The 18974-nt window shown below is 63.1% G+C and carries 13 protein-coding genes; 3 read left to right on the top strand and 10 right to left on the bottom strand.

All coding sequences use genetic code 11. The annotated features are described in order from the left end of the window. Window positions 1–4 precede the first annotated feature (4 nt). The 4 genes from M0D64_RS09950 to msbA form a co-directional block, all read right to left on the bottom strand. On the bottom strand, window positions 5–1351 hold the full coding sequence (locus M0D64_RS09950) for an O-antigen ligase (protein ID WP_266257475.1): 1347 nt from the start codon (window positions 1349–1351) through the stop codon (window positions 5–7). Next, entirely contained in the window at window positions 1351–2478 is a 1128-nt protein-coding gene (locus tag M0D64_RS09945) for a glycosyltransferase family 9 protein (protein ID WP_266257473.1), read from the bottom strand. The genes M0D64_RS09950 and M0D64_RS09945 overlap by 1 nt, the downstream gene beginning before the upstream one ends. A 349-nt stretch (window positions 2479–2827) precedes the next feature. Beyond that, window positions 2828–3904 carry a glycosyltransferase family 4 protein gene (locus M0D64_RS09940; protein ID WP_266257472.1) on the bottom strand — a complete coding sequence of 359 codons (1077 nt, stop codon included), beginning with the start codon at window positions 3902–3904 and terminating at the stop codon, window positions 2828–2830. Between the two features lie 118 nt (window positions 3905–4022). Continuing rightward, on the bottom strand, window positions 4023–5816 hold the full coding sequence (gene msbA, locus M0D64_RS09935; RefSeq protein ID WP_266257470.1) for a lipid A export permease/ATP-binding protein MsbA: 1794 nt from the start codon (window positions 5814–5816) through the stop codon (window positions 4023–4025). 240 nt (window positions 5817–6056) lie between these two features. Between msbA and M0D64_RS09930 the strand changes: the two genes are divergently transcribed. Beyond that, window positions 6057–6818: a glycosyltransferase family 2 protein gene (locus tag M0D64_RS09930; RefSeq protein WP_266257469.1), complete on the top strand. Its 762-nt coding sequence runs from the start codon at window positions 6057–6059 to the stop codon at window positions 6816–6818. Between the two features lie 59 nt (window positions 6819–6877). On the opposite strand, the gene dnaE is transcribed toward M0D64_RS09930, so the two are convergent. Then, complete coding sequence (dnaE, locus tag M0D64_RS09925; RefSeq protein ID WP_266257468.1) at window positions 6878–10459, bottom strand: DNA polymerase III subunit alpha; 3582 nt, start codon at window positions 10457–10459, stop codon at window positions 6878–6880. Between the two features lie 272 nt (window positions 10460–10731). On the opposite strand from dnaE, the gene M0D64_RS09920 reads away from it, so the two are divergent. Then, window positions 10732–11595, top strand: a complete 864-nt coding sequence (locus M0D64_RS09920; protein WP_266257467.1) for a sulfurtransferase — start codon at window positions 10732–10734, stop codon at window positions 11593–11595. A 127-nt stretch (window positions 11596–11722) separates the two neighbouring features. Next, complete coding sequence (gene gluQRS / locus M0D64_RS09915) at window positions 11723–12607, top strand: tRNA glutamyl-Q(34) synthetase GluQRS (protein ID WP_266257465.1); 885 nt, start codon at window positions 11723–11725, stop codon at window positions 12605–12607. A 116-nt stretch (window positions 12608–12723) separates the two neighbouring features. On the opposite strand, the gene M0D64_RS09910 is transcribed toward gluQRS, so the two are convergent. From M0D64_RS09910 to M0D64_RS09890, 5 genes are all read right to left on the bottom strand, one after another. Next, entirely contained in the window at window positions 12724–14211 is a 1488-nt protein-coding gene (locus M0D64_RS09910; protein WP_097393560.1) for a DEAD/DEAH box helicase, read from the bottom strand. 490 nt (window positions 14212–14701) lie between these two features. Next, window positions 14702–16138, bottom strand: a complete 1437-nt coding sequence (locus M0D64_RS09905) for an aldehyde dehydrogenase family protein (RefSeq protein ID WP_266257464.1) — start codon at window positions 16136–16138, stop codon at window positions 14702–14704. A gap of 84 nt (window positions 16139–16222) precedes the next feature. Beyond that, window positions 16223–17875 (bottom strand): acetolactate synthase large subunit, encoded by a 1653-nt coding sequence (locus tag M0D64_RS09900; RefSeq protein WP_054035013.1) that lies wholly within the window; start codon window positions 17873–17875, stop codon window positions 16223–16225. A gap of 283 nt (window positions 17876–18158) precedes the next feature. After that, window positions 18159–18527, bottom strand: coding sequence for an MliC family protein (locus M0D64_RS09895; RefSeq protein ID WP_154562163.1), 369 nt, complete (start codon window positions 18525–18527; stop codon window positions 18159–18161). A 111-nt stretch (window positions 18528–18638) separates the two neighbouring features. Beyond that, entirely contained in the window at window positions 18639–18851 is a 213-nt protein-coding gene (locus M0D64_RS09890) for a DUF6726 family protein (RefSeq protein WP_266257463.1), read from the bottom strand. Between the last annotated feature and the right edge of the window lie 123 nt (window positions 18852–18974).

Raw genomic sequence — 18974 nt, 5'->3', positions numbered from 1 at the left:
CTGGTTATTCGCCCAACTCTGCCGTCGGTGCTTCGCGCCGCTGTTCGCTGCCTATCACCGTGGATTTCCTCCGTGCGGTTTCGGGCGCCATCCCGCCCGAAGCGTCGACTTGCTCCGCGCAACCCAGCAGCAGCCCCGCAAAAGCCCAGAACGCGAGCATAGTGGTCTGCCACATGAAATCATCGGTGGTATTTTTCGCGATCATGCCGGCCACGAGTGCCACGCCCGCAGCACACAACCAGGGTTCAACCCGCCGCAGCCGCCAGAAACGCGCGATGAGGCACAGCAACAGCGCGGTCTGGAGCACGACTCCAATGACTCCCGTCTGCAACCACGTGTTGATGAACAGGTTGTGCGCGTGCGTCAGCGCTTGCGGTTCGACCGTCAGCAAACTGGCTGGCACCTCGCTGCGATAGACGATACCTGGCAGCGGCTTGCCGAAGCCAACCCCGACCCACGCATGACGCTCGGCTTCACCGATATAAAACGCCCACAGCTTCGGGCGCGTGTCGGCCGATACCGTGTCGCCGATCGCGGACAGCGAGCCCGGCACGTAGACCTGATGACCGTCGATCACGACATCGCGCGCCTGCGTGACAGCGGGCACGGCGCCGGCCGTCCGCAGACGGGCGCTGAACTCGAGCGTGCCGACGCTGACCGCGCCCACCACGGCAATGACCAGCACCGACAGCAGCAGACGGCGCCGGTATAGCGGGAACAGCGCGATCAGAAGCGTGACGGCGGCGGCCGGCCAGAAGAACCGGTTGAGCGTTGCCAGTCCGATGAAAAGGCACAGCACAATACCGCTTGCGCCGATCACACGCCAACGCAGCCGCATCATGAAGCCCGCGAAGAGCGGCATGGCAAATACCGCGAGTGTGCTCGTGTGACCGACACGATTGTAGAAATGCAGCGGGAAGGTGTTGGCGGTGGGCGGTTGCAGATGCCCCCAGTTGAACGCGCTGATGGCGCCGAGCGCCACGCAGGCGACCCAGTTGACGAGCACCACGGGCGCCGGCCGCCTCAGTTGAGTGCCGAACAGCCAGAAGCCCCAGAACGACACCAGCGGATAAAGCACCTCGTCGCACCACGCGTGCAGACTGACCATTGGATACATGGACCACGCGACCGACGCCAGACTCCAGCCGGCCCAACCCGCAATGGGCAGCACCAGCGGCCAGTGCAACACCGACGGCCGGTTCGGCGAGCAGGCCGCCGCCAGGACGCCGAGCGCCATCAGAGCGAGCGCATTGAAGACGATCGCCGTCATGTGGCCGAACATCACCACAAACAGAATGACTGGACACGCAACCCAGAACACGCGCTCCACTCGCGCAGCAGCGTGAGTCATTACACTTTCACCAGAACAGTTTGCAAAGCGTTGTATACCGACTCGACCGACAGCCGGCCCATACAGTCGGCATGGTCGCCGCGCCACGCGACGCAGGTCGTCTCGTTGCGATCACAGCGCCGCACCCATGCTACCTCGCGGCGAAAAATAAAAGGCTGATCGCGGCACGGCATATCGGCGATCGTAATCGGCACGAACGGCACCTCGCACCAAAAGCGGCCCGCACCGTGAATCAACGCGTTGCCCGGCCCGAACAGCGCGAGCGTCGGCACCCCAATCAGACGCCCCAGATGCGCCACGCCGGTATCGGGACAAACCACGGCTTGCGCACCGGCAAACAGATGCCACAACTCGCCGAGACCGAGCCGCGCCGCCAGGTTCGGATGGCTTGGGTCCGGGTCGATCGCGCGAATCAGTTCCGCTTCGCCGGGCCCGCCGGTCCATACCGGCAGATAGCCGAGAGCTTCCACGCGTTGCGCAAGCTCACGCCAGCGCGCGTTGGGCCAGCGTTTGACGCTGCTGCTCGCGCCCGGATGGAGCACGACGTAAGGCTTCGCCAGTTGCGCCGGCTCGGGTAGCGCTACGTGTTGCGGCGCGCTCCAGTCGGTAGGCCGGTAGGCGCGCGGTGGCGGCCCGTCGATCAGTTCTGTGGCGAGGTCGGCCCAGGCCGCCGGCGCGGCGGGATACGGCACGCTCCGGTTGAGCGGCCAGTTCTTCCAGGCTGGATCATCGCCCGCGTGTCCGATGATCCAGCGGCAACCCGCGCCCAACGCGAGCCAGCTATGACGATTGTCGCCGAGCACCATGCCGAGGTCGTAAGGTCCGGAAAGCAAAACGTCCCGCACCGACTTCGAATCACGCGGATCGAACGGCAAGGCTGTGACGCCGAAAGGCCGCCCCGCATACAGCGGCAAGATCGCCTTCGGACAGTTGAGAACGATCTGCGCTTGCGGATATTGCGCCCGCAGCTTGGCGAGCAGTGGAGTGAGCAGCAGCGTGTCGCCTAGCAATAGATGGTGCGCAATCAGGATACGGCGCACGTGCCGCGGCTCGCGGCGCAAAGGCTTGATCAGGAGTCGCGGGATGGCCCGCGCAAAGATACGAAGACGCCCGGCAAGCCGACTCATGGGCTCATCGGCGCGTTGGTTCCCGCCGCGATCTTGCTGTACGCCGATACCCGGCGCGAGGTCGCGTTCGCCATACACAATCTCCAACGGTATTCTTCAAGAAGGCCTCCAGTGCGGCGGCTACGGCCCCGTCACAGCGGGCTGGCGCGGTTCGGGACGGCGCCTCTAGCCCGCCGCCTGTCCAGGCCGGCATGGAAAGCTCGATGAAATATAGGGGTGTTCGGCTCGAATTGAGTTTGAGTTCGAGCCTCGATATCTGAAAATTATAACATGTGCCCCTGCCGCGGAACGATGCGAAGCCGCGCCAGGAGGCCCGCCCGCCTCTTCTGCGGCAACGCTGCGGCGGCCCTTAACACGCGGCGTCGATCTGCCTCGCCAGCGTCAACAGCGCGCCAGCGTGAGCGGCAACGCCCGGGTCGTAAAGCACCGCGTCGCGGGCGAGTTCCGGCGGCGCGCGACGCGTGCCGTCGCGATACTCCCGCACCGCTCGCTCGAGTGTCACGCGCAGGTCGGTGAGGTCGGCCGGTGCGAAAACGAATTTCGCATGCGGGGCGATCGCATCGCAGCAACCGATACTCGACGGGAAAATAACCGGCGTGCCGCACATCACCGATTCGATGCCCACTAAGCCGAACGGCTCATAGGTCGATGCGAGGATCGTGAAGTCCGCGGCTTGATAACACTCCGCGAGCTCTTTCACGTAGCCGATATAGCGTAGCCGTTCGGACGCGCGCGCGGGAGGCCGCCCGGCCACGGCCACCACCACGGGCAGCGCCGTGTCGCGCAGCGCGGCTTCGATGAGCGGCAAACCCTTGCGCTCGTGGCTGCTCGACGGAAACAGCAGGACGATCTCGTCATCGGCGAAACCGTATTTCTGACGCAAGGCGGCGCGCGTCGCGGCATCGGTCGGCGAGAAGCGCGTGCCGTCCACGGGTGGAAACAACACGCGGATCTTCGCCTCGTCGACACCGTACAGTTCGCGCAACTCGTCGTGCATCAGTTTCGAATGCGCCACCACGACCTTCGAGCGCTCGTATTGGCGGCGCTCGAGCGCAATTTGCCAGCGGTCCGAACGCTTCTGCGCGCGTCCCGTCGCCCGCAAGAAACCGAGATGCGTACCGCCGCAGATCGCTACGTCAGACGAGTCGACACGGTTACAGCCGATCAGCACGTCGACGTGCGCCGCGCGGCGCGCGGCGCGCAGCCGCCACGAAAACCAGTGGTCGCGCAGCTTACCCGGCAGGAACGAGACGTTGATGCGGTGGGGCTCGACCAACTTGCATTCCGGCAGCGACGTGTCGAAACGACGCGCGAAAAAGGCCGGTTCGACGCCGAGCGCGGCAAGGCCGCGCACGAGATCCATTGCGTAGCGCTCGAAACCGCCGCTGTGCTGTAAGGCGTTACTGGAGAGTCCAAGTTTCTTCATTCAGACAGCGCGCGCCAGCGCCTCGTCAATTGTTACGGGGGTAAGTCATGCGCGGTCCGGGCTAGCGGACCGCATGAATGGAGATCCGCATGGCCGATGACGTGTCGTATCGTGCGCTTTACGCTGCGTCCTGCTGGAACTGGATGCGATGCAAATGCGCGTACAGACCATTTTGCGCGAGCAGTTCGCGATGACTGCCGCTCTCGACGATCCGCCCCGTTTCCATCACCAGAATCCGGTTGGCGCGCTCAATGGTCGACAGGCGGTGCGCGATGACCAGCGTGGTTCGGCCCTTCATCAAGGTTTCCAGCGCCGCCTGCACGTGGCGCTCGGATTCCGAATCCAGCGCCGAGGTGGCTTCGTCGAGAATCAGGATCGGCGCGTCCTTGTAGATCGCGCGCGCAATCGCCAGACGCTGACGTTGACCGCCCGAGAGCATCATGCCGTTGTCGCCGACCAGCGTATCGATGCCATTGGGCATCGCCTCGACGGTGTCCCACAGGTTCGCCGCGCGCAGCGCCGCCCTGACCTTGTCCGGATCGGCCGGCTGGCCATAAGCGACATTGTTCGCCACCGTATCGTTGAACAGCACCACGTCCTGGCTCACCATCGCGATCTGGCTGCGCAGCGCATGCAGCCCGTATTCAGGCAGCGCGACGCCGTCGACCAGAATCTCGCCACCGGTCGGATCGAAAAAGCGCGGCAGCAGATTCACCAGCGTGGTCTTGCCGCTGCCCGACGGCCCCGCGAGCGCCACCATTTCGCCCGGCGCCACCTTGAACGACACCTGGTCGAGCGTGTGGCGGCCATGCGTGGCGTTGCTGCCGTAGGTGAACGACACGTCGCGGAATTCCACTTCGCCGTGGGCCCGCTCGAGCGGCTTGCCGCCGCCTTCCGGTTCGGAGGGTTCGTCGATCAGACCGAAAATCAGCTCGCACGCCGTCATGCCGCGCTGCAGCGGCTGGTTCACGTCCATCAGGTGCTTCAGCGGCGAAATGATCAGCAGCATCGACGTGACGAACGCCACAAAGCCCCCGACAGTGGTTTGATCCGACGACGACTGCACCACGGCAATCGTAATCACCACGGCGAGCGCAATCGACGCGAGGAACTGCGTCAACGGTTGCGCGAGGCCGCCGGACACGGTCATGCGCATGGCGTAGCCGCGCAGACGCTTGCTCATCGCCGTGAAGCGGTCCGTCTCGTACTGCTCGCCGTTGTGCACCTTGACGACCTTGTAGCCGCCCACCGTCTCTTCGACGATGTACGACAGTTCGTTGGTCAGCAGTTGATGCTCGCGGTTCAGGCGCCGCAAGCGGCGGTTGATCTTGCCCACCAGCCAGCCGATCCCGGGCAGCAGCACCGCGACGATCAGCGTCAGGCGCCAGTTCAGATAAAACAGGTAGCCGAGCAGGAAGAGGACTGTCAGCGAATCGCGCACCAGTGTGACCAACACGCTCAACAGCACGTTGAGAATCTGGTTCACCTCGAAGACGATCGCGTTGATCACGGTGCTCGCGGTTTCGCGCTGGAAGAACGCCACGCTCGTGTGGATCATGCGGTCGAACATCTTCAGGCGCAGATCGAGCAGGATCTTGTTCGATACGTAGGCGAGCAGATAACCCGAAGCGTATTGCGACACGCCGCGAATCAGCGCGAGGCCGATCACCGCGGCCGGTACGAACCACTTGGCGTTGTCGTTGGCATGCGCGCCGAAACCTTTGTCCAGCAGCGGTTTGAGCAAGGCGGGAATCGCCGCGTCGGTGCCGGCGCTCGCCGCCATTGCGACGATCGCGCCGATCACCACCCACAACAGCGGCTTGATATATGGCCACAAGCGCCGGAAGACGACGGCAGGCGACGATGCCTCACCTGAACCGATGGGTTTGCTTAACGTAGGCTTCGCGCTCAAGGAATCCTCTGGGAATGCGGGACAGCATCCGTGCTGCGGGCGGAATGCCCGCAGCACGTAAAATTAAATACGGCATTGTAAACGGTTGCGGATTGCCCGGCCGGTAGTGATGAATTGGCCAGATTCGGCCGGATTCACAGGCCGATAGCGGTCGGCGGACGTGTCCGGCCACGGCCACCGCGCGCTGTGTATACTTGCGCGACTCATTCCGTCACCCTGCGCCCTCCACGCAATTCAGGTATGCAAGAAACCACCCTCGGCGTCGCCATCATCACCAAAAACGCGGCGGCGCGACTGGCCGAATGCCTGCAGGCCGTGGCCTTCGCCGATCAGATCGTCGTGATCGACGGCGGCAGCACCGACGGTACCGCCGACATCGCCCGGGCACACGGCGCGCGCGTGCTCGAGCAAACCGACTGGCCGGGCTTCGGACCGCAAAAAAACCGCGCCGTGGAGGCGCTGACCACCAGTTGGATTCTCTCGCTCGACGCCGACGAAATCGTCACGCCGGAACTGGCTGCGGCGATCCGTGCGGCGCTGGCCGCCCCTACCGCCGATGTCTACGCGGTGGACAGGTTGTCGAGCTTTTGCGGCCACTGGATTCATCACAGTGGCTGGTATCCGGACTGGATTCCGCGCCTGTTCAAACGTGGCGCCGCGCGTTTCTCCGACGACCTCGTGCACGAGCGCCTGGTGTTCGACACGCCGTCGCAGCGACTGACCGGCAAGCTGATGCACTACTCCTATGAGGACTTCGAAGGCGTATTGCGCAAGCTCGATGCGTATTCGACGGCGGGTGCGCAGCAACGTCACGCAGCGGGCAAGTGCGGCAGTTTTGGCAAGGCGCTCGGGCGCGGCGCGTGGGCGTTCGTGCGGACCTATGTGCTTCGACGTGGATTTCTCGACGGCCGCGCGGGTTTTATGATCGCGGTGTTCAATGCCGAAACGGTGTACTACCGGTTTCTGAAGCTGGCGCGGATGGGGGAGCAGACGCGGCGCTAGTGGCCACGGCTAACCAACGGTTGGCCCACACCCACGCAACCGCGCGGGCCAACCAGACATCAATAAACGATTTCGATCGAGCTTCCGGCAAACTCACCGCGTAATGCCGCGAGCAGTTCGTCAGTCGGCTTCACGCGCCACGCATCGCCCAGACGCATTTCGCCTTGCGCGTTTTCGCTGCGATAGACCACCTGCACCGCGAGGCCGCTCGGAATCTGCACAGCCTGGCGCTGGCCACCGCCGCCATAACCGCCGCCGTTGCGGCCACCACCGCCTCCGCCGCCATTGCCACCACGCGATGACGCCGCCGGCGTCGGCGTAGCTTGCGGCTCGTCCTTACCCGCGCTATGCGCTTCGAGCACTCGCCGCAACGCCAACGCGTCTGCATTGCCGTTCATCTGCACCTTCACGGCTTCCGCATAACGGCAACGCGCGCGGCCGAGATCCATCACCGTGTCGACCGTGAAACGGATGCCGCCGGTGAATGCGTCGTTACGCGCCTGGCCCTGCACCACCAGTAATTCGTCTTCCTTGAATAGCTGTTTGTGCGCTTCAAAGGTCTCATTGAAGACGGTCACTTCGCATTGACCGGTGCCGTCGTCGAGCAGCGCGATCAGCATCTTGCCGCGCTGGGTCATCTGCGTACGCAGCGACGCGATCACACCCGCGACCAGCTTGTCGCGCCCTTCTTTCAATTCGCCGATCTTCTGGCGCACGAAACGGCGCACTTCATTCTTGTAGGCATCGAACAGATGGCCCGACAGGTAGAAACCGAGCGCGGCCTTCTCTTCCTGCAGCTTCTTCTTTTCCGGCCATTCCGGCTCGTCGACCAGTTCGTGACCTTGCGAGGGCGCGTCGCCCATATCGAACAGGCCCGCCTGCATCGCATTGGCGCTTGCCTGCTCGGCGGCTTCCATGGCCAGCGAGACGGAGGCGATCAACTGTGCGCGATTCGCATGCAGCGTGTCGAACGCACCGGCGCGGATCAATGCTTCCACCGTCCGGCGATTGACGATCCGGCGGTCGACCCGGTTGCAGAAGTCGAAGATGTCGATGAACGGACCTTCTTCGCGTGCACGCAGGATTTCTTCGATCGCGTTCTGGCCGCTGCCCTTGATCGCGCCGAGACCGTAGCGGATCGTTTTCGAGCGCTTGCCGTCCGCTTCCGCGACCGGCTCAAACCGGTACGCCGACAGATTGACGTCCGGCGGCAGCACGGCCATCTTGTTCGTGAGGCAGTCCTCGAACAGGATCTTGACCTTGTCCGTGTCGTCCATGGCGAGCGACATATTCGCCGCCATGAATTCGGCCGGATGATGCGCCTTCAGCCATGCGGTGTAGTACGCAAGCAGCGCATACGCCGCCGCGTGCGACTTGTTGAAGCCGTAGCCCGCGAACTTCTCCATCAAGTCGAAAATTTCGTCGGCCTTCTCGCCGGCCAGCCCGTTCTTCGCGGCGCCCTGGCGGAACAGCTCGCGATGCTCGGCCATTTCCTCGGCCTTCTTCTTACCCATCGCGCGACGCAGCAAGTCGGCGCCGCCCAGCGAGTAGCCGCCGATGATCTGCGCCATCTGCATCACCTGCTCCTGGTAGACCATGATGCCGTAGGTCTCTTTCAGAACAGATTCAACACGCGGATCCGGATACTCCACCACTTCGCGGCCGTGCTTACGCGCACAGAAGCTCGGAATCAGGTCCATCGGGCCCGGACGGTACAACGCGACCAGCGCGATGATGTCCTCGAAGCGGTCAGGCTGCGCGTCTTTCAGCATGCCTTGCATGCCGCGGCTTTCCAGCTGGAACACGGCAACCGTGTTCGCTTTCTTAAGGATCGAGAACGACGCCGCGTCGTCGAGCGGCACCTGCGCGAGCGACCAGTCTTTCTTCGACGGATCGAGACGGCGGATATAGCGCTCGGCCCAATCCAGAATGGTCAGCGTGGTGAGGCCCAAAAAGTCGAACTTCACGAGGCCGACGGCTTCGACGTCGTCCTTGTCGTACTGGCTCACGACGCCGCTTTCGTCGCCCTGCGTATAGAGCGGGCAGAAATCGGTCAGCTTGCCGGGCGCGATCAACACGCCGCCGGCGTGCATACCGACGTTACGCGTGAGGCCTTCCACGCGCTGCGCGAGTTCAAGCAACTGATGCACTTCGTCTTCGTTATCGAAGCGCTCCTGCAGCAGCGGCTCTTCCTTCATCGCGTCGGCGATGGTGACGTGCTTGCCCGGCTTGAACGGAATCAGCTTGGCGATGCCGTCCGTAAACATATAGCCGAGATCGAGCACGCGGCCGATGTCGCGCACGGCCGCTTTCGCCGCCATCGTGCCGAAGGTGGCGATCTGCGACACGGCGTCCGCGCCGTACTTGTCCTTCACGTACTGAATCACACGGTCGCGGCCGTGCTGGCAGAAGTCGATGTCGAAGTCGGGCATCGAGACCCGTTCCGGATTCAGGAACCGTTCGAACAGCAGGTTGTAGCGCAGCGGATCGAGGTCGGTCACGCCGAGCGCATACGCGACCAGCGAACCTGCACCCGAGCCCCGGCCCGGACCGACCGGCACGCCGTTGTTCTTGGCCCAGTTGATAAAGTCCGCCACGATCAGGAAGTAGCCCGGAAAGCCCATCTTGATGATCGTGCCGCACTCGAATTCGAGGCGCTGGTAGTACGTCTCGCGCTGCGCCTCGCGCTCGGCCGCATCCGGGTACAACTGTTCGAGACGCTTTTCGAGGCCCTCTTTTGACAATTGCACGAGGTAGTCGTCGAGCGACATGCCGTCGGGTGTCGGAAAGAGCGGCAGCTTCGGCTTGCCGAGTTCGAGCGTCAGGTTGCAGCGCTTGGCGATTTCGACACTATTGGCAAGCGCCGACGGAAGGTCCGCGAACAGCCCCGCCATTTCTTCCTGCGTACGGAAATACTGCTCGGACGTAAAGCGTTTCGAGCGGCGCGGATTCGCCAGGATGTCGCCTTCGGAAATACACACACGCGCTTCGTGCGCGGTGAAATCGTCCGGCGTCATGAACTGCATGGGGTGAGTGGCCACCACCGGCAATTTCAGCGACGCCGCGAGCGCAACCGCTTGCTGCACGTACTGCTCGCCGCCCGGCTGACCACACCGTTGCAGTTCGATATAGAAGCCGCCAGGAAACACCTTCGCCCAATGCAATGCATTGCGTTTGGCCGCTTCTTCGTTGCCGGCGGCGAGCGCGAGGGCGATGTCGCCCTGTTGCGCGCCCGACAACGCGAGCAGGCCTTCACCCAGACCGGATTCGAGCCAGCCGGCTTCGATTTCCGCACGGCCGCGATACTGGTTGGTGAGCGATGCCTTGCTGAGCAGTTCGCACAGATTCAGATAGCCGCGCCGGTTCTTGACCAGCAGCAGCAAACGGGAAGGCTTCTCGCGGTCGTCGGGATTGGTAATCCAGACGTCGCAGCCGGCAATGGGTTTGACCCCTTTGCCGCGGGCTTCCTTGTAGAAACGAACGAGGCCGAACGCGTTGCCGAGGTCGGTGAGGGCGAGCGCACCCTGACCGTCTTTGGCAGCGGCCTTGACGATGTCGTCAAGACGCACGATGCCATCGGCAATCGAGAATTCGGAGTGGACGCGAAGATGAACGAAGCGGGGATCTGACATGGGCGACATTGTAACTCCACCCTTCCGGAGTTTTCAGGGCAAAACCGCGCGTTAGCCGTTCGGCTTAGGACAGAAACGCGAGCGCGCCGCACACCGGTGTTGTGCAGGCGATTTGCGCTGCCGCAAAGGGTTGGCCATTCGGCCGAGTCGGCCAAAGCGCCGGCTTGAGGGATAATAGCGGTTTCGCCCTTTTCGACGTGGCCGCGCAGCATGGAGTTTGAATGCGGGCGTTTTCAATGCGCCCCGTTTTCCGCGCGGCCACTTCTTACCGCTGGACACACATGAGTATCGTCAATCTCGCCGCGTATCATTTCGCGACCATCGAAGACACCGCCGCATGGCGCCCGTTCGTTACGGAGCGCTGTAATGCGCTCGGCTTGCGCGGCACCATCCTGCTGGCGCCGGAAGGCATCAACCTGTTCGTCGCCGGCACGCGCGAAGCCACAAACGCGTTCATCAACTACATCCGTCACGACGCGCTGTTCGAAGGCAAGTTCGTCAATCTGCAGTTCAAGGAAAGCCTGTCGGACAAACAGCCGTTCACCCGCATGCTGGTCAAGCTCAAGCGCGAGATCATCACGATGAAAAAGCCGGCGATCCGGCCGGAGCTTGGCCGCGCGCCGTTCGTCGACGCCCCCACGCTGAAAACCTGGCTCGACCGCGGCCATGACGACGAAGGCCGCCCCGTCGTCATGCTGGACACACGCAATGCGTTCGAAGTGGACGTCGGCACGTTCGATGACGCGCTCGACTACCGCATTACGAAATTCAGCGAATTTCCCGAAGTCATCGAACAAAACCGCGCCGATCTCGAAGGCAAGACGGTGGTGTCGTTCTGCACAGGCGGGATTCGTTGCGAGAAGGCGGCGATCCACATGAAGGAAGTCGGCATCGAGAACGTGTACCAGCTCGAAGGCGGCATCCTGAAGTATTTCGAGGAAGTCGGCGGCGCGCACTATCACGGCGACTGCTTCGTATTCGACTACCGCACCGCGCTGAATCCGCAACTGGAGCCGACCGCGACCGTGCAATGCTTCGGCTGCCGCGCGGTGGTGCCGCCGGAAGCGCAGCAATCGCCAATGTACGTGGCGGGCAAGACGTGTCCGGAATGCCATCCGGACAGCAAGGCAACGCGCGCCGCGTGATGCGGGCAGTTGCGGCGGGCGGGCGCCTTCACGTTGCGGCCCGCCGCCCCCATACGGATTCTTGGCTGAGCGGCATGGGTCCCTCAGTTGTTCATCGTATTTGCGCATCAACACACCGATCGAACCCATGACCTATCGTGGACGCTTCGCGCCGTCGCCTACCGGGCCCTTGCATTTCGGCTCACTGGTGAGCGCGCTCGCAAGCTGGCTGGACGCGCGCGCGCATCGCGGCGCGTGGCTGGTGCGCGTCGAAGACATCGACGGGCCTCGCACCGTCCCAGGCGCAGCCGAGGAGATTTTATCGACCCTCGAACATTTCGGCATGCATGCCGACGAGCCGCCGGTCTGGCAAAGCGATCGTATTGCGCGCTATCAGGAAGCGCTGGAGCAATTGAAGACCGCCGGCCTGGTCTATCCATGCGGCTGCACGCGCAAGGAGATTGCCGACTCGCTGCTGCATGCGCACGCGCGCAACACCACGCTCGCCTACCCCGGCACCTGCCGCAACGGCCTGCATGGCAAACCGGCGCGCGCATGGCGCCTGCGCGTACCCGACGGCGATGCCGCGGTGATCACATTCGAGGACCGCTGGCAGGGCAAACAGACGCAGAACCTGGCCACCGAGGTCGGCGACTTCGTCCTGAGACGCGCTGACGATCAGTGGGCATACCAACTGGCGGTGGTGGTCGACGATGCGGACGCGGGGATTACGCACATCGTGCGCGGCGCGGACTTGATGGATTCAACAGCGCGGCAGATCTACCTGCAGCGTTGCCTGGGCGTGCCGACGCCGGAGTATTTGCACGTACCGGTGGTCACGAACGATGAGGGCGAAAAGCTCAGCAAGCAAAACGGCGCAACTGCGCTGGACAATGACAAACCGTTTGAAGCGCTGAGCGCAGCCGCTCGTCATCTGGGGCTTGGATTAGACGGGACTGCGCATACTACGCTAGAGGGCTTTTATGCAGCCGCGACGGCAGCATGGGCGCAGCGCACGGGCGTGCGAGTGTGATGGCAGCGAGGCGTAGCGGCCGCCCCGAACAGAGGCAGCGCCAGTGAACCGCGCAGAAAAGAAGCGCTCAGAAAAGAAACACTAAAAACAACAAAACCCAGGCAAAAAGCCAGCAATCAGGTCGACGACGGCGACTTCCTCGGCATCCCAAACCCACCCAGCAACGCCGCCAACGGCTGCTTGGAAGTCGACTTCTGCGGAGCAGCAGCAGACGATGCAGCCGCCTCCTCAACCTTCCTCACAGAAGCCGCCGAAGGCTCATAAGGCTTGAGGAAGAAATCATCCACAGGCTGCGCACGATGATGATGCGGCCGATCGAACGATCCCGAGGACGAAGCCCCCGAACGCCGGCGACCGCCCCGCTCGTCGCGGCCCTCTGCACGGCCATCCACGCGCTCGCGCCGCGGCGGGCGCTCTTCATGGTGATGCCGCACCGGCGTATCGACAGTCAGGTGTTGCACTTCTAAAGGCCGCTTGATCAGCTTCTCGATATCAGCCAGCTGCTTCCGCTCATTCGGGCTGCACAGCGACAAAGCATCACCGGAAGCCCCAGCACGCCCGGTACGGCCAATCCGGTGCACATAATCTTCCGCATTGAACGGCAGATCGAAATTGATCACGGCCGGCAGCTCGGCAATATCCAAACCGCGCGCAGCGACGTCAGTCGCCACCAAAGCCTCGATCTCGCCACGCTTGAACGCATCCAGAGCCTGCATCCGTTCATTCTGGGTGCGGTCGCCGTGAATCGCGGTGGCGATCACACCGTCGCGCTCCAGACTCCGCGCCAGCCGGCTTGCGCCGATCTTGCTGTTACAGAACACGATCACCTGCTTGAGGCCGCGGTCGCGAATCAGCTTAACGACCGCGCCCGTCTTGTCGCCCTCGGCCACTTCATAGACGATCTGCGTCACATTGGTCGCAGTCGAATTGCTGCGTGCGACTTCGATCGTCTGCGGGTCGCGCAGATAGGTAGCGGCCAGTTTCTTGATTTCGCCCGAGAACGTGGCCGAAAACAGCAGCGTCTGACGTTCCTTCGGCAGCAGGTTCAGGATGCGCTGCAAATCCGGCAGGAAGCCCATGTCGAGCATCCGGTCGGCTTCGTCGAGCACGAGGATCTGCACCTGGCCGAGATTGGCGGTTTTCTGTTGCACGTGATCGAGCAGACGGCCTGGCGTCGCGATCAGAATTTCGACGCCGCGGCGCAGTTGCTCGGACTGCGGATTCATATCGACACCGCCGAACACCACGGCGCTGCGCAGCGCCGTGTGCTTCGCGTACGACTGCACGTTCGCCGCCACCTGGTCGGCCAGTTCGCGGGTCGGCGTGAGGATCAGCGCGCGCACCGGATGGCGGGCGGGCGATGCGCTCGTGCTGGCCTGCGGCAGCAAGCGCTGGATGATCGGCAGCGAGAAGCTGGCGGTCTTGCCGGTGCCGGTTTGCGCGGCACCCATCATGTCCCGGCCCGCCAGCACGACGGGAATCGCCTGCTCCTGGATCGGCGTAGGGATGGTGTAGCCCGATTCTTTGACGGCTTTCAGGATGTCGGGCGCGAGACCGAATTGATCAAAAGTCGCAGTACTGGGCGTGACGGCTGTGTCGGACATGGTGGCTTTCGCTAAAAATGCGCTTGGCGCGGTGCGCGCGGCAGCGGTCGGAACCGCAGAGGGCATCAGGATGAAGGCGGAGCCACGGCGTTCCGCACGGGACCCGTCAGTATTACGGGAAAAATGCGGCCGGCTCCGGCCGGCGGAAACACCCGCCGGAAAGGCCGGTATTGTAGCACTTCAGCAAAAACACTCATGGCGCATCTGCCGGCTTTCTGCTTACGACGGCGAAAGCCGGACGGCGAGCCGCTCACCAGACCGTCGGTGCCGGCTCCGAAAGGCGGCCTGCGAGGGTCGGACCGCCTCGCTGGCAGCGTAGTGCGCGCGTGCGACAGATGCATGACAGTCCGGCTCAACCCGACCCTGCCACAGGATGCCCGAACGAGGGGGCACGGACCACCGCACACCACGACGGGGCCCGAATCCCTGTAGAAGAAGCACAGCCCCGGCAGGCGCCCGCATCATCGTCATGCGCCGCCGCACCACCCCGTCACCACGTCTCGCGCATCACCATCAAACGCATCTCGGTCATATCCTCGATCGCGTAGCGCACGCCTTCGCGCCCGAGCCCGGAATCTTTCACGCCACCATAGGGCATGTTGTCGACCCGGAACGACGGCACGTCGTTGATCACCACGCCGCCCACGTCGAGCAGATCCCAGGCGCGGTGCGCATGGGCGAGCGAATCGGTGAACACGCCGGCTTGCAGGCCGAAGTCGCTGTCGTTGACGGTGGCGAGCGCAGCGTCGAAATCGTCGAAACGCTCCAGAATCGCCACCGGGCCGAAGGCTTCCTTGCGATAAAGGTCGGTGTCGCGCTTCACGCCTTCGAGCAGTGTGGCCTCGAACATCGCGCCCTCCACCTTGCCACCGGCGACGATCTTCGCGCCCGCCTGCACCGCGCTTTCCATCCAGCCGGCGAGACGATTGGACTCCGATTCGGAGATCATCGGCCCGACAAAGGTCTTCTCGTCCTTCGGATCGCCCATGATCAGCGACTTCGTCTTCGCGATCAGCTTCTCGCGCAGGGCATCGTAAATCTTCGCGTGCACCAGAATCCGCTGCACGCCGATGCAACTCTGCCCCGACTGATAGAACGCGCCAAACGCCAGCCGATCGACCACATAGTCGAGCTTGCCACCCTGATCGCCGTCGACGATCGCCGCCGCGTTGCCGCCCAGCTCCAGAATCACTTTCTTCTTGCCGGCCTTTTTCTTCAGTTCCCAGCCCACCGCGGGCGAGCCGGTGAAGGAAAGCAGCTTGAAACGCTCATCGGTAGTGAACAGATCGGCACCGTCGCGATGCGCGGGAAGAATCGAGAATGCGCCTTTCGGCAGGTCGGTTTCCGCCAGAATCTCGCCCATGATGAGCGCGCCGACCGGGGTGCGGCTCGCCGGTTTCAACACGAACGGCACGCCTGCCGCGATCGCCGGCGCGACCTTGTGCGCGGTCAGATTCAGCGGAAAATTGAACGGCGAGATAAACGAACACGGACCGATCGGCACACGCTTCACGTAGCCGTGGTAGCCCTTCGCCCGCGGCGAAATCTCCAGATTGATGATCTCGCCGTCGATGCGCACCGACTCTTCAGCCGCCACCTTGAACGTGTCGATCAGACGCGTGACCTCGCCTTTCGAGTCGTTGATCGGCTTGCCCGCTTCGATACACAGCGCGAGCGCCAATTCGTCGTAACGCTCGCGAAACCGCTTCACGCAATGTTCGAGCACGGCCTGGCGCTTGAACGGCGGGAACGCGCGCATTGCCGGCATCGCTTCGACGGCATAGCCGATCGCTTTGTCGATCGCCGCCGCGTCCGCCATCGCCACGCGGGTCGCCACTTCGCCGCTGAATTTATCCGTGACTTCGAGATCCGTGTTGGCCGCCACCGCAATGTTGGCGAGGTAGTACGGGTAAGTCTTGTTCAACATGACGCGTTCTCCTTGATCCAATGCCTGACATCAGCCATGCAGCCGGCAAGTGCTATGTCTCGTTGCCGCACATGGCCGCACCATTCATAGTTGGGCGCTCAGCCGCTTGATCTCGCGATTCAGCACACGCTCGTTGTCCGAGTAGTCGATCGGCAGATCGATCACATGCACACCGGGCGTCGCGAAACATTCGCGCAGCAGCGGCGCGAATTCCGCGGCCGATTCAATGCGATGCCCCTTCGCGCCGTAACTCTCTGCATACGCGACGAAATCCGGGTTGCGCAGCGTCATGCCGTAGTCCGGGAAGTTCATGTTTTCCTGCTTCCAGCGGATCATGCCGAACGCGTCGTCGCGCAAAATCAGGACCACCAGATCGAGCTTCAGACGCACTGCCGTTTCCAGCTCCTGCGAATTCATCATGAAGCCGCCGTCACCGCACACCGCCATGACCTTGCGGTCGGGGTGCACGATCTTGGTCGCGATCGCCGACGGCAAGCCGGCGCCCATCGACGCCAACGCGTTATCGAGCAGCAGCGAATTCGGTTCATGCGCGCGGTAGTAGCGCGCGAACCAGATCTTGTACATGCCGTTGTCCAGACACACGATGCCGTCCACCGGCGTGGTCTCGTAGACGTCGTTGACGATCCGCACCGGGTACATCGGGAAACGGTCGTCGTGCTGACCTTTGACCAGATGCTCCTCGAAGTGCTGCTTGATCTCCTTGAAACGCGTGAAATCCCAGTGTTCCTGACGCTCCTTGAGGCTTTCCTTGAGCTGCCACACCGCGTTGGCGATATCGCCGACCACCTCGATCTGCGGGAAATACACCGTATCGACTTCCGCGCCGAGAAAGTTGACGTGAATCACCGTCTTCTCGCCGGCGTCGCCGCTGCGCATGAAAAACGGCGGCTTCTCGATCACGTCGTGGCCGACATTGATGATGCAATCCGCGTGGTCGATTGCGCGGTGCACGAAGTCACCGTCGGACAAGGTGGCGTTGCCGAGCCACATCGGGTGCGATTCGTCGATCACGCCCTTGCCCATTTGGGTCGTAAAGAACGGAATGCCGATCTGGTCGACGAATTCGCGCAACATTTTGGTGGTGGTCTTGCGATTGCCGCCGGCGCCGATCATCAGCAAGGGATGCTTCGCTTTCGTGATCGCCTCGACCGCGCGCGCCACGGCCTTTTCCTCGGCAACGGGGCGGCGGCTGAAGCTCTTCGGAATCGGATGGCCGTCGCCCTCTTCGTGCGCAACGTCTTCAGGCAATTCGAGGTGCGTGGCGCCCGGCCGTTCTTCCTCCGCCTGACGGACCGCTTCGCGCACCGCGGCCGGAATGTTGGCGATCGACACGATCTGCCGCGTGTACTTGGTGAGCGGCTCCATCATCCGCACCACGTCGACGATCTGAAAATGCCCCTGCTTGCTCGATTTGATCGGTTTTTGTCCGGTCACCATCAGCATCGGCATGCCGCCCAACTGCGCGTACGCGGCAGCGGTCACGAAGTTGGTCGCGCCCGGTCCGAGGGTGGCCAGACACACGCCGGTGCGACCGGTGAGGCGTCCATACGTGGCGGCCATGAACCCGGCCGCCTGCTCGTGACGCGTGAGAATCAGACGAATTTTCGAGCGGCGCAGCGATTCGAGGAGATCGAGATTTTCTTCACCCGGGATGCCGAACACGTACTCGACACCTTCGGCTTCCAGCGATTTGACGAACAGGTCCGATGCTTTCATGGAGGGTCTCGCTTGATGAAACGGACGCGGGCCATGAGCCCGCCCGTTGAAGTCCAATATCGGACGATCGAAGACGACGACAACCGCGCGAGCCTTGCGCGGCCTGACATAACGGTGATAGCGACGACACTGGCGACAGCAATGGCAGCGGACACAGCGGATGCCATGCCGGACAGCTTACTACTCGAACGGAAAGGATGCGCGCCGGCGGGCAGCGCCACAAGGCAGAGACAAACGTAAGGCGAGGCAGGCGGCGTGTCTGAAGAAAGCCGCCGCATCATGCTCAGCGATTGATGGTGACGCAGTCGGAGAGCATCGGCGGGGCGTTTTCGCCGTCCGTCGCGTCGTAGAGATCGGCGCGCGGACCCTTGGTCCACCAGGTGTAGCTGCCGGCCTGATACTTCGCGCCGGAAGCCGAGATCGTGTTGACGAACAGCAGTTGCTGGCCCTTGACAGGCACGAGCGCGAAGCTCTGGCCGTTCGCCGTGTTCCAGTAGGTCACTTGCAGAATCTTGCCGGTCGCGCAGGTGTATTTATGCGTCTGGCGATTCTTCGCCTGAATATCGGCGAGGTTCGATGGCGCGGCCCATGCATTGCCGTACAGCGCCGCAAGACCCGCTGCCGCGGTGACTGCAACAAGCCATTTCTTCATTCGATGCCTCGATTGTTGTTGCACATCAAGCGTGGGCGGCGCGCCTTGCGTTGCGGCTGTGTTGCACGCCCGGACCGCTCATGACCCCATCGCGAACCGGTCGTGGATTGCTTATGGATCGATCACCTCGGCGCAAGCGTCGGTCGGCGCGGCGGCGACGTGCCCGACCAGCGGCACGATCTTCAGCCCAGCCGACGCCACCCGGCACGGCGCAGCGGCGAGGCCGCACCCTGTCATCGCCGCACACAGCGCGAGTATCACACCCAGTGCGCCGAGACGGCCGAAGCTTCCAGACCGCATGTTCTTGCGGGATTCCAGGGGCATACGTACCTCTACTTCAACAAACTTCAATGAGTCGGGTTTCGCGCGCGGCGGGTTTGCGCGGCGCGCGGGTACTTCACACTTCACGGCACATCGACACGCTGCAGCGCCGCAAGGCAGCGCTTT

This window comes from Paraburkholderia sp. WS6 (genome assembly GCF_030464835.1).
GTDB classification, from domain to species: domain Bacteria; phylum Pseudomonadota; class Gammaproteobacteria; order Burkholderiales; family Burkholderiaceae; genus Paraburkholderia; species Paraburkholderia madseniana.
This window is presented reverse-complemented; position numbering and strand designations above follow the sequence as displayed.

Coding starts and splice junctions, on each gene's coding strand:
- M0D64_RS09950 (WP_266257475.1), bottom strand. CDS start 1,351: ATGACTCACGCTGCTGCGCGAGTGGAGCGCGTGTTCTGGGTTGCGTGT.
- M0D64_RS09945 (WP_266257473.1), bottom strand. CDS start 2,478: ATGAGTCGGCTTGCCGGGCGTCTTCGTATCTTTGCGCGGGCCATCCCG.
- M0D64_RS09940 (WP_266257472.1), bottom strand. CDS start 3,904: ATGAAGAAACTTGGACTCTCCAGTAACGCCTTACAGCACAGCGGCGGT.
- M0D64_RS09930 (WP_266257469.1), top strand. CDS start 6,057: ATGCAAGAAACCACCCTCGGCGTCGCCATCATCACCAAAAACGCGGCG.
- dnaE (WP_266257468.1), bottom strand. CDS start 10,459: ATGTCGCCCATGTCAGATCCCCGCTTCGTTCATCTTCGCGTCCACTCC.
- M0D64_RS09920 (WP_266257467.1), top strand. CDS start 10,732: ATGAGTATCGTCAATCTCGCCGCGTATCATTTCGCGACCATCGAAGAC.
- gluQRS (WP_266257465.1), top strand. CDS start 11,723: ATGACCTATCGTGGACGCTTCGCGCCGTCGCCTACCGGGCCCTTGCAT.
- M0D64_RS09910 (WP_097393560.1), bottom strand. CDS start 14,211: ATGTCCGACACAGCCGTCACGCCCAGTACTGCGACTTTTGATCAATTC.
- M0D64_RS09905 (WP_266257464.1), bottom strand. CDS start 16,138: ATGTTGAACAAGACTTACCCGTACTACCTCGCCAACATTGCGGTGGCG.
- M0D64_RS09900 (WP_054035013.1), bottom strand. CDS start 17,875: ATGAAAGCATCGGACCTGTTCGTCAAATCGCTGGAAGCCGAAGGTGTC.
- M0D64_RS09895 (WP_154562163.1), bottom strand. CDS start 18,527: ATGAAGAAATGGCTTGTTGCAGTCACCGCGGCAGCGGGTCTTGCGGCG.
- M0D64_RS09890 (WP_266257463.1), bottom strand. CDS start 18,851: ATGCCCCTGGAATCCCGCAAGAACATGCGGTCTGGAAGCTTCGGCCGT.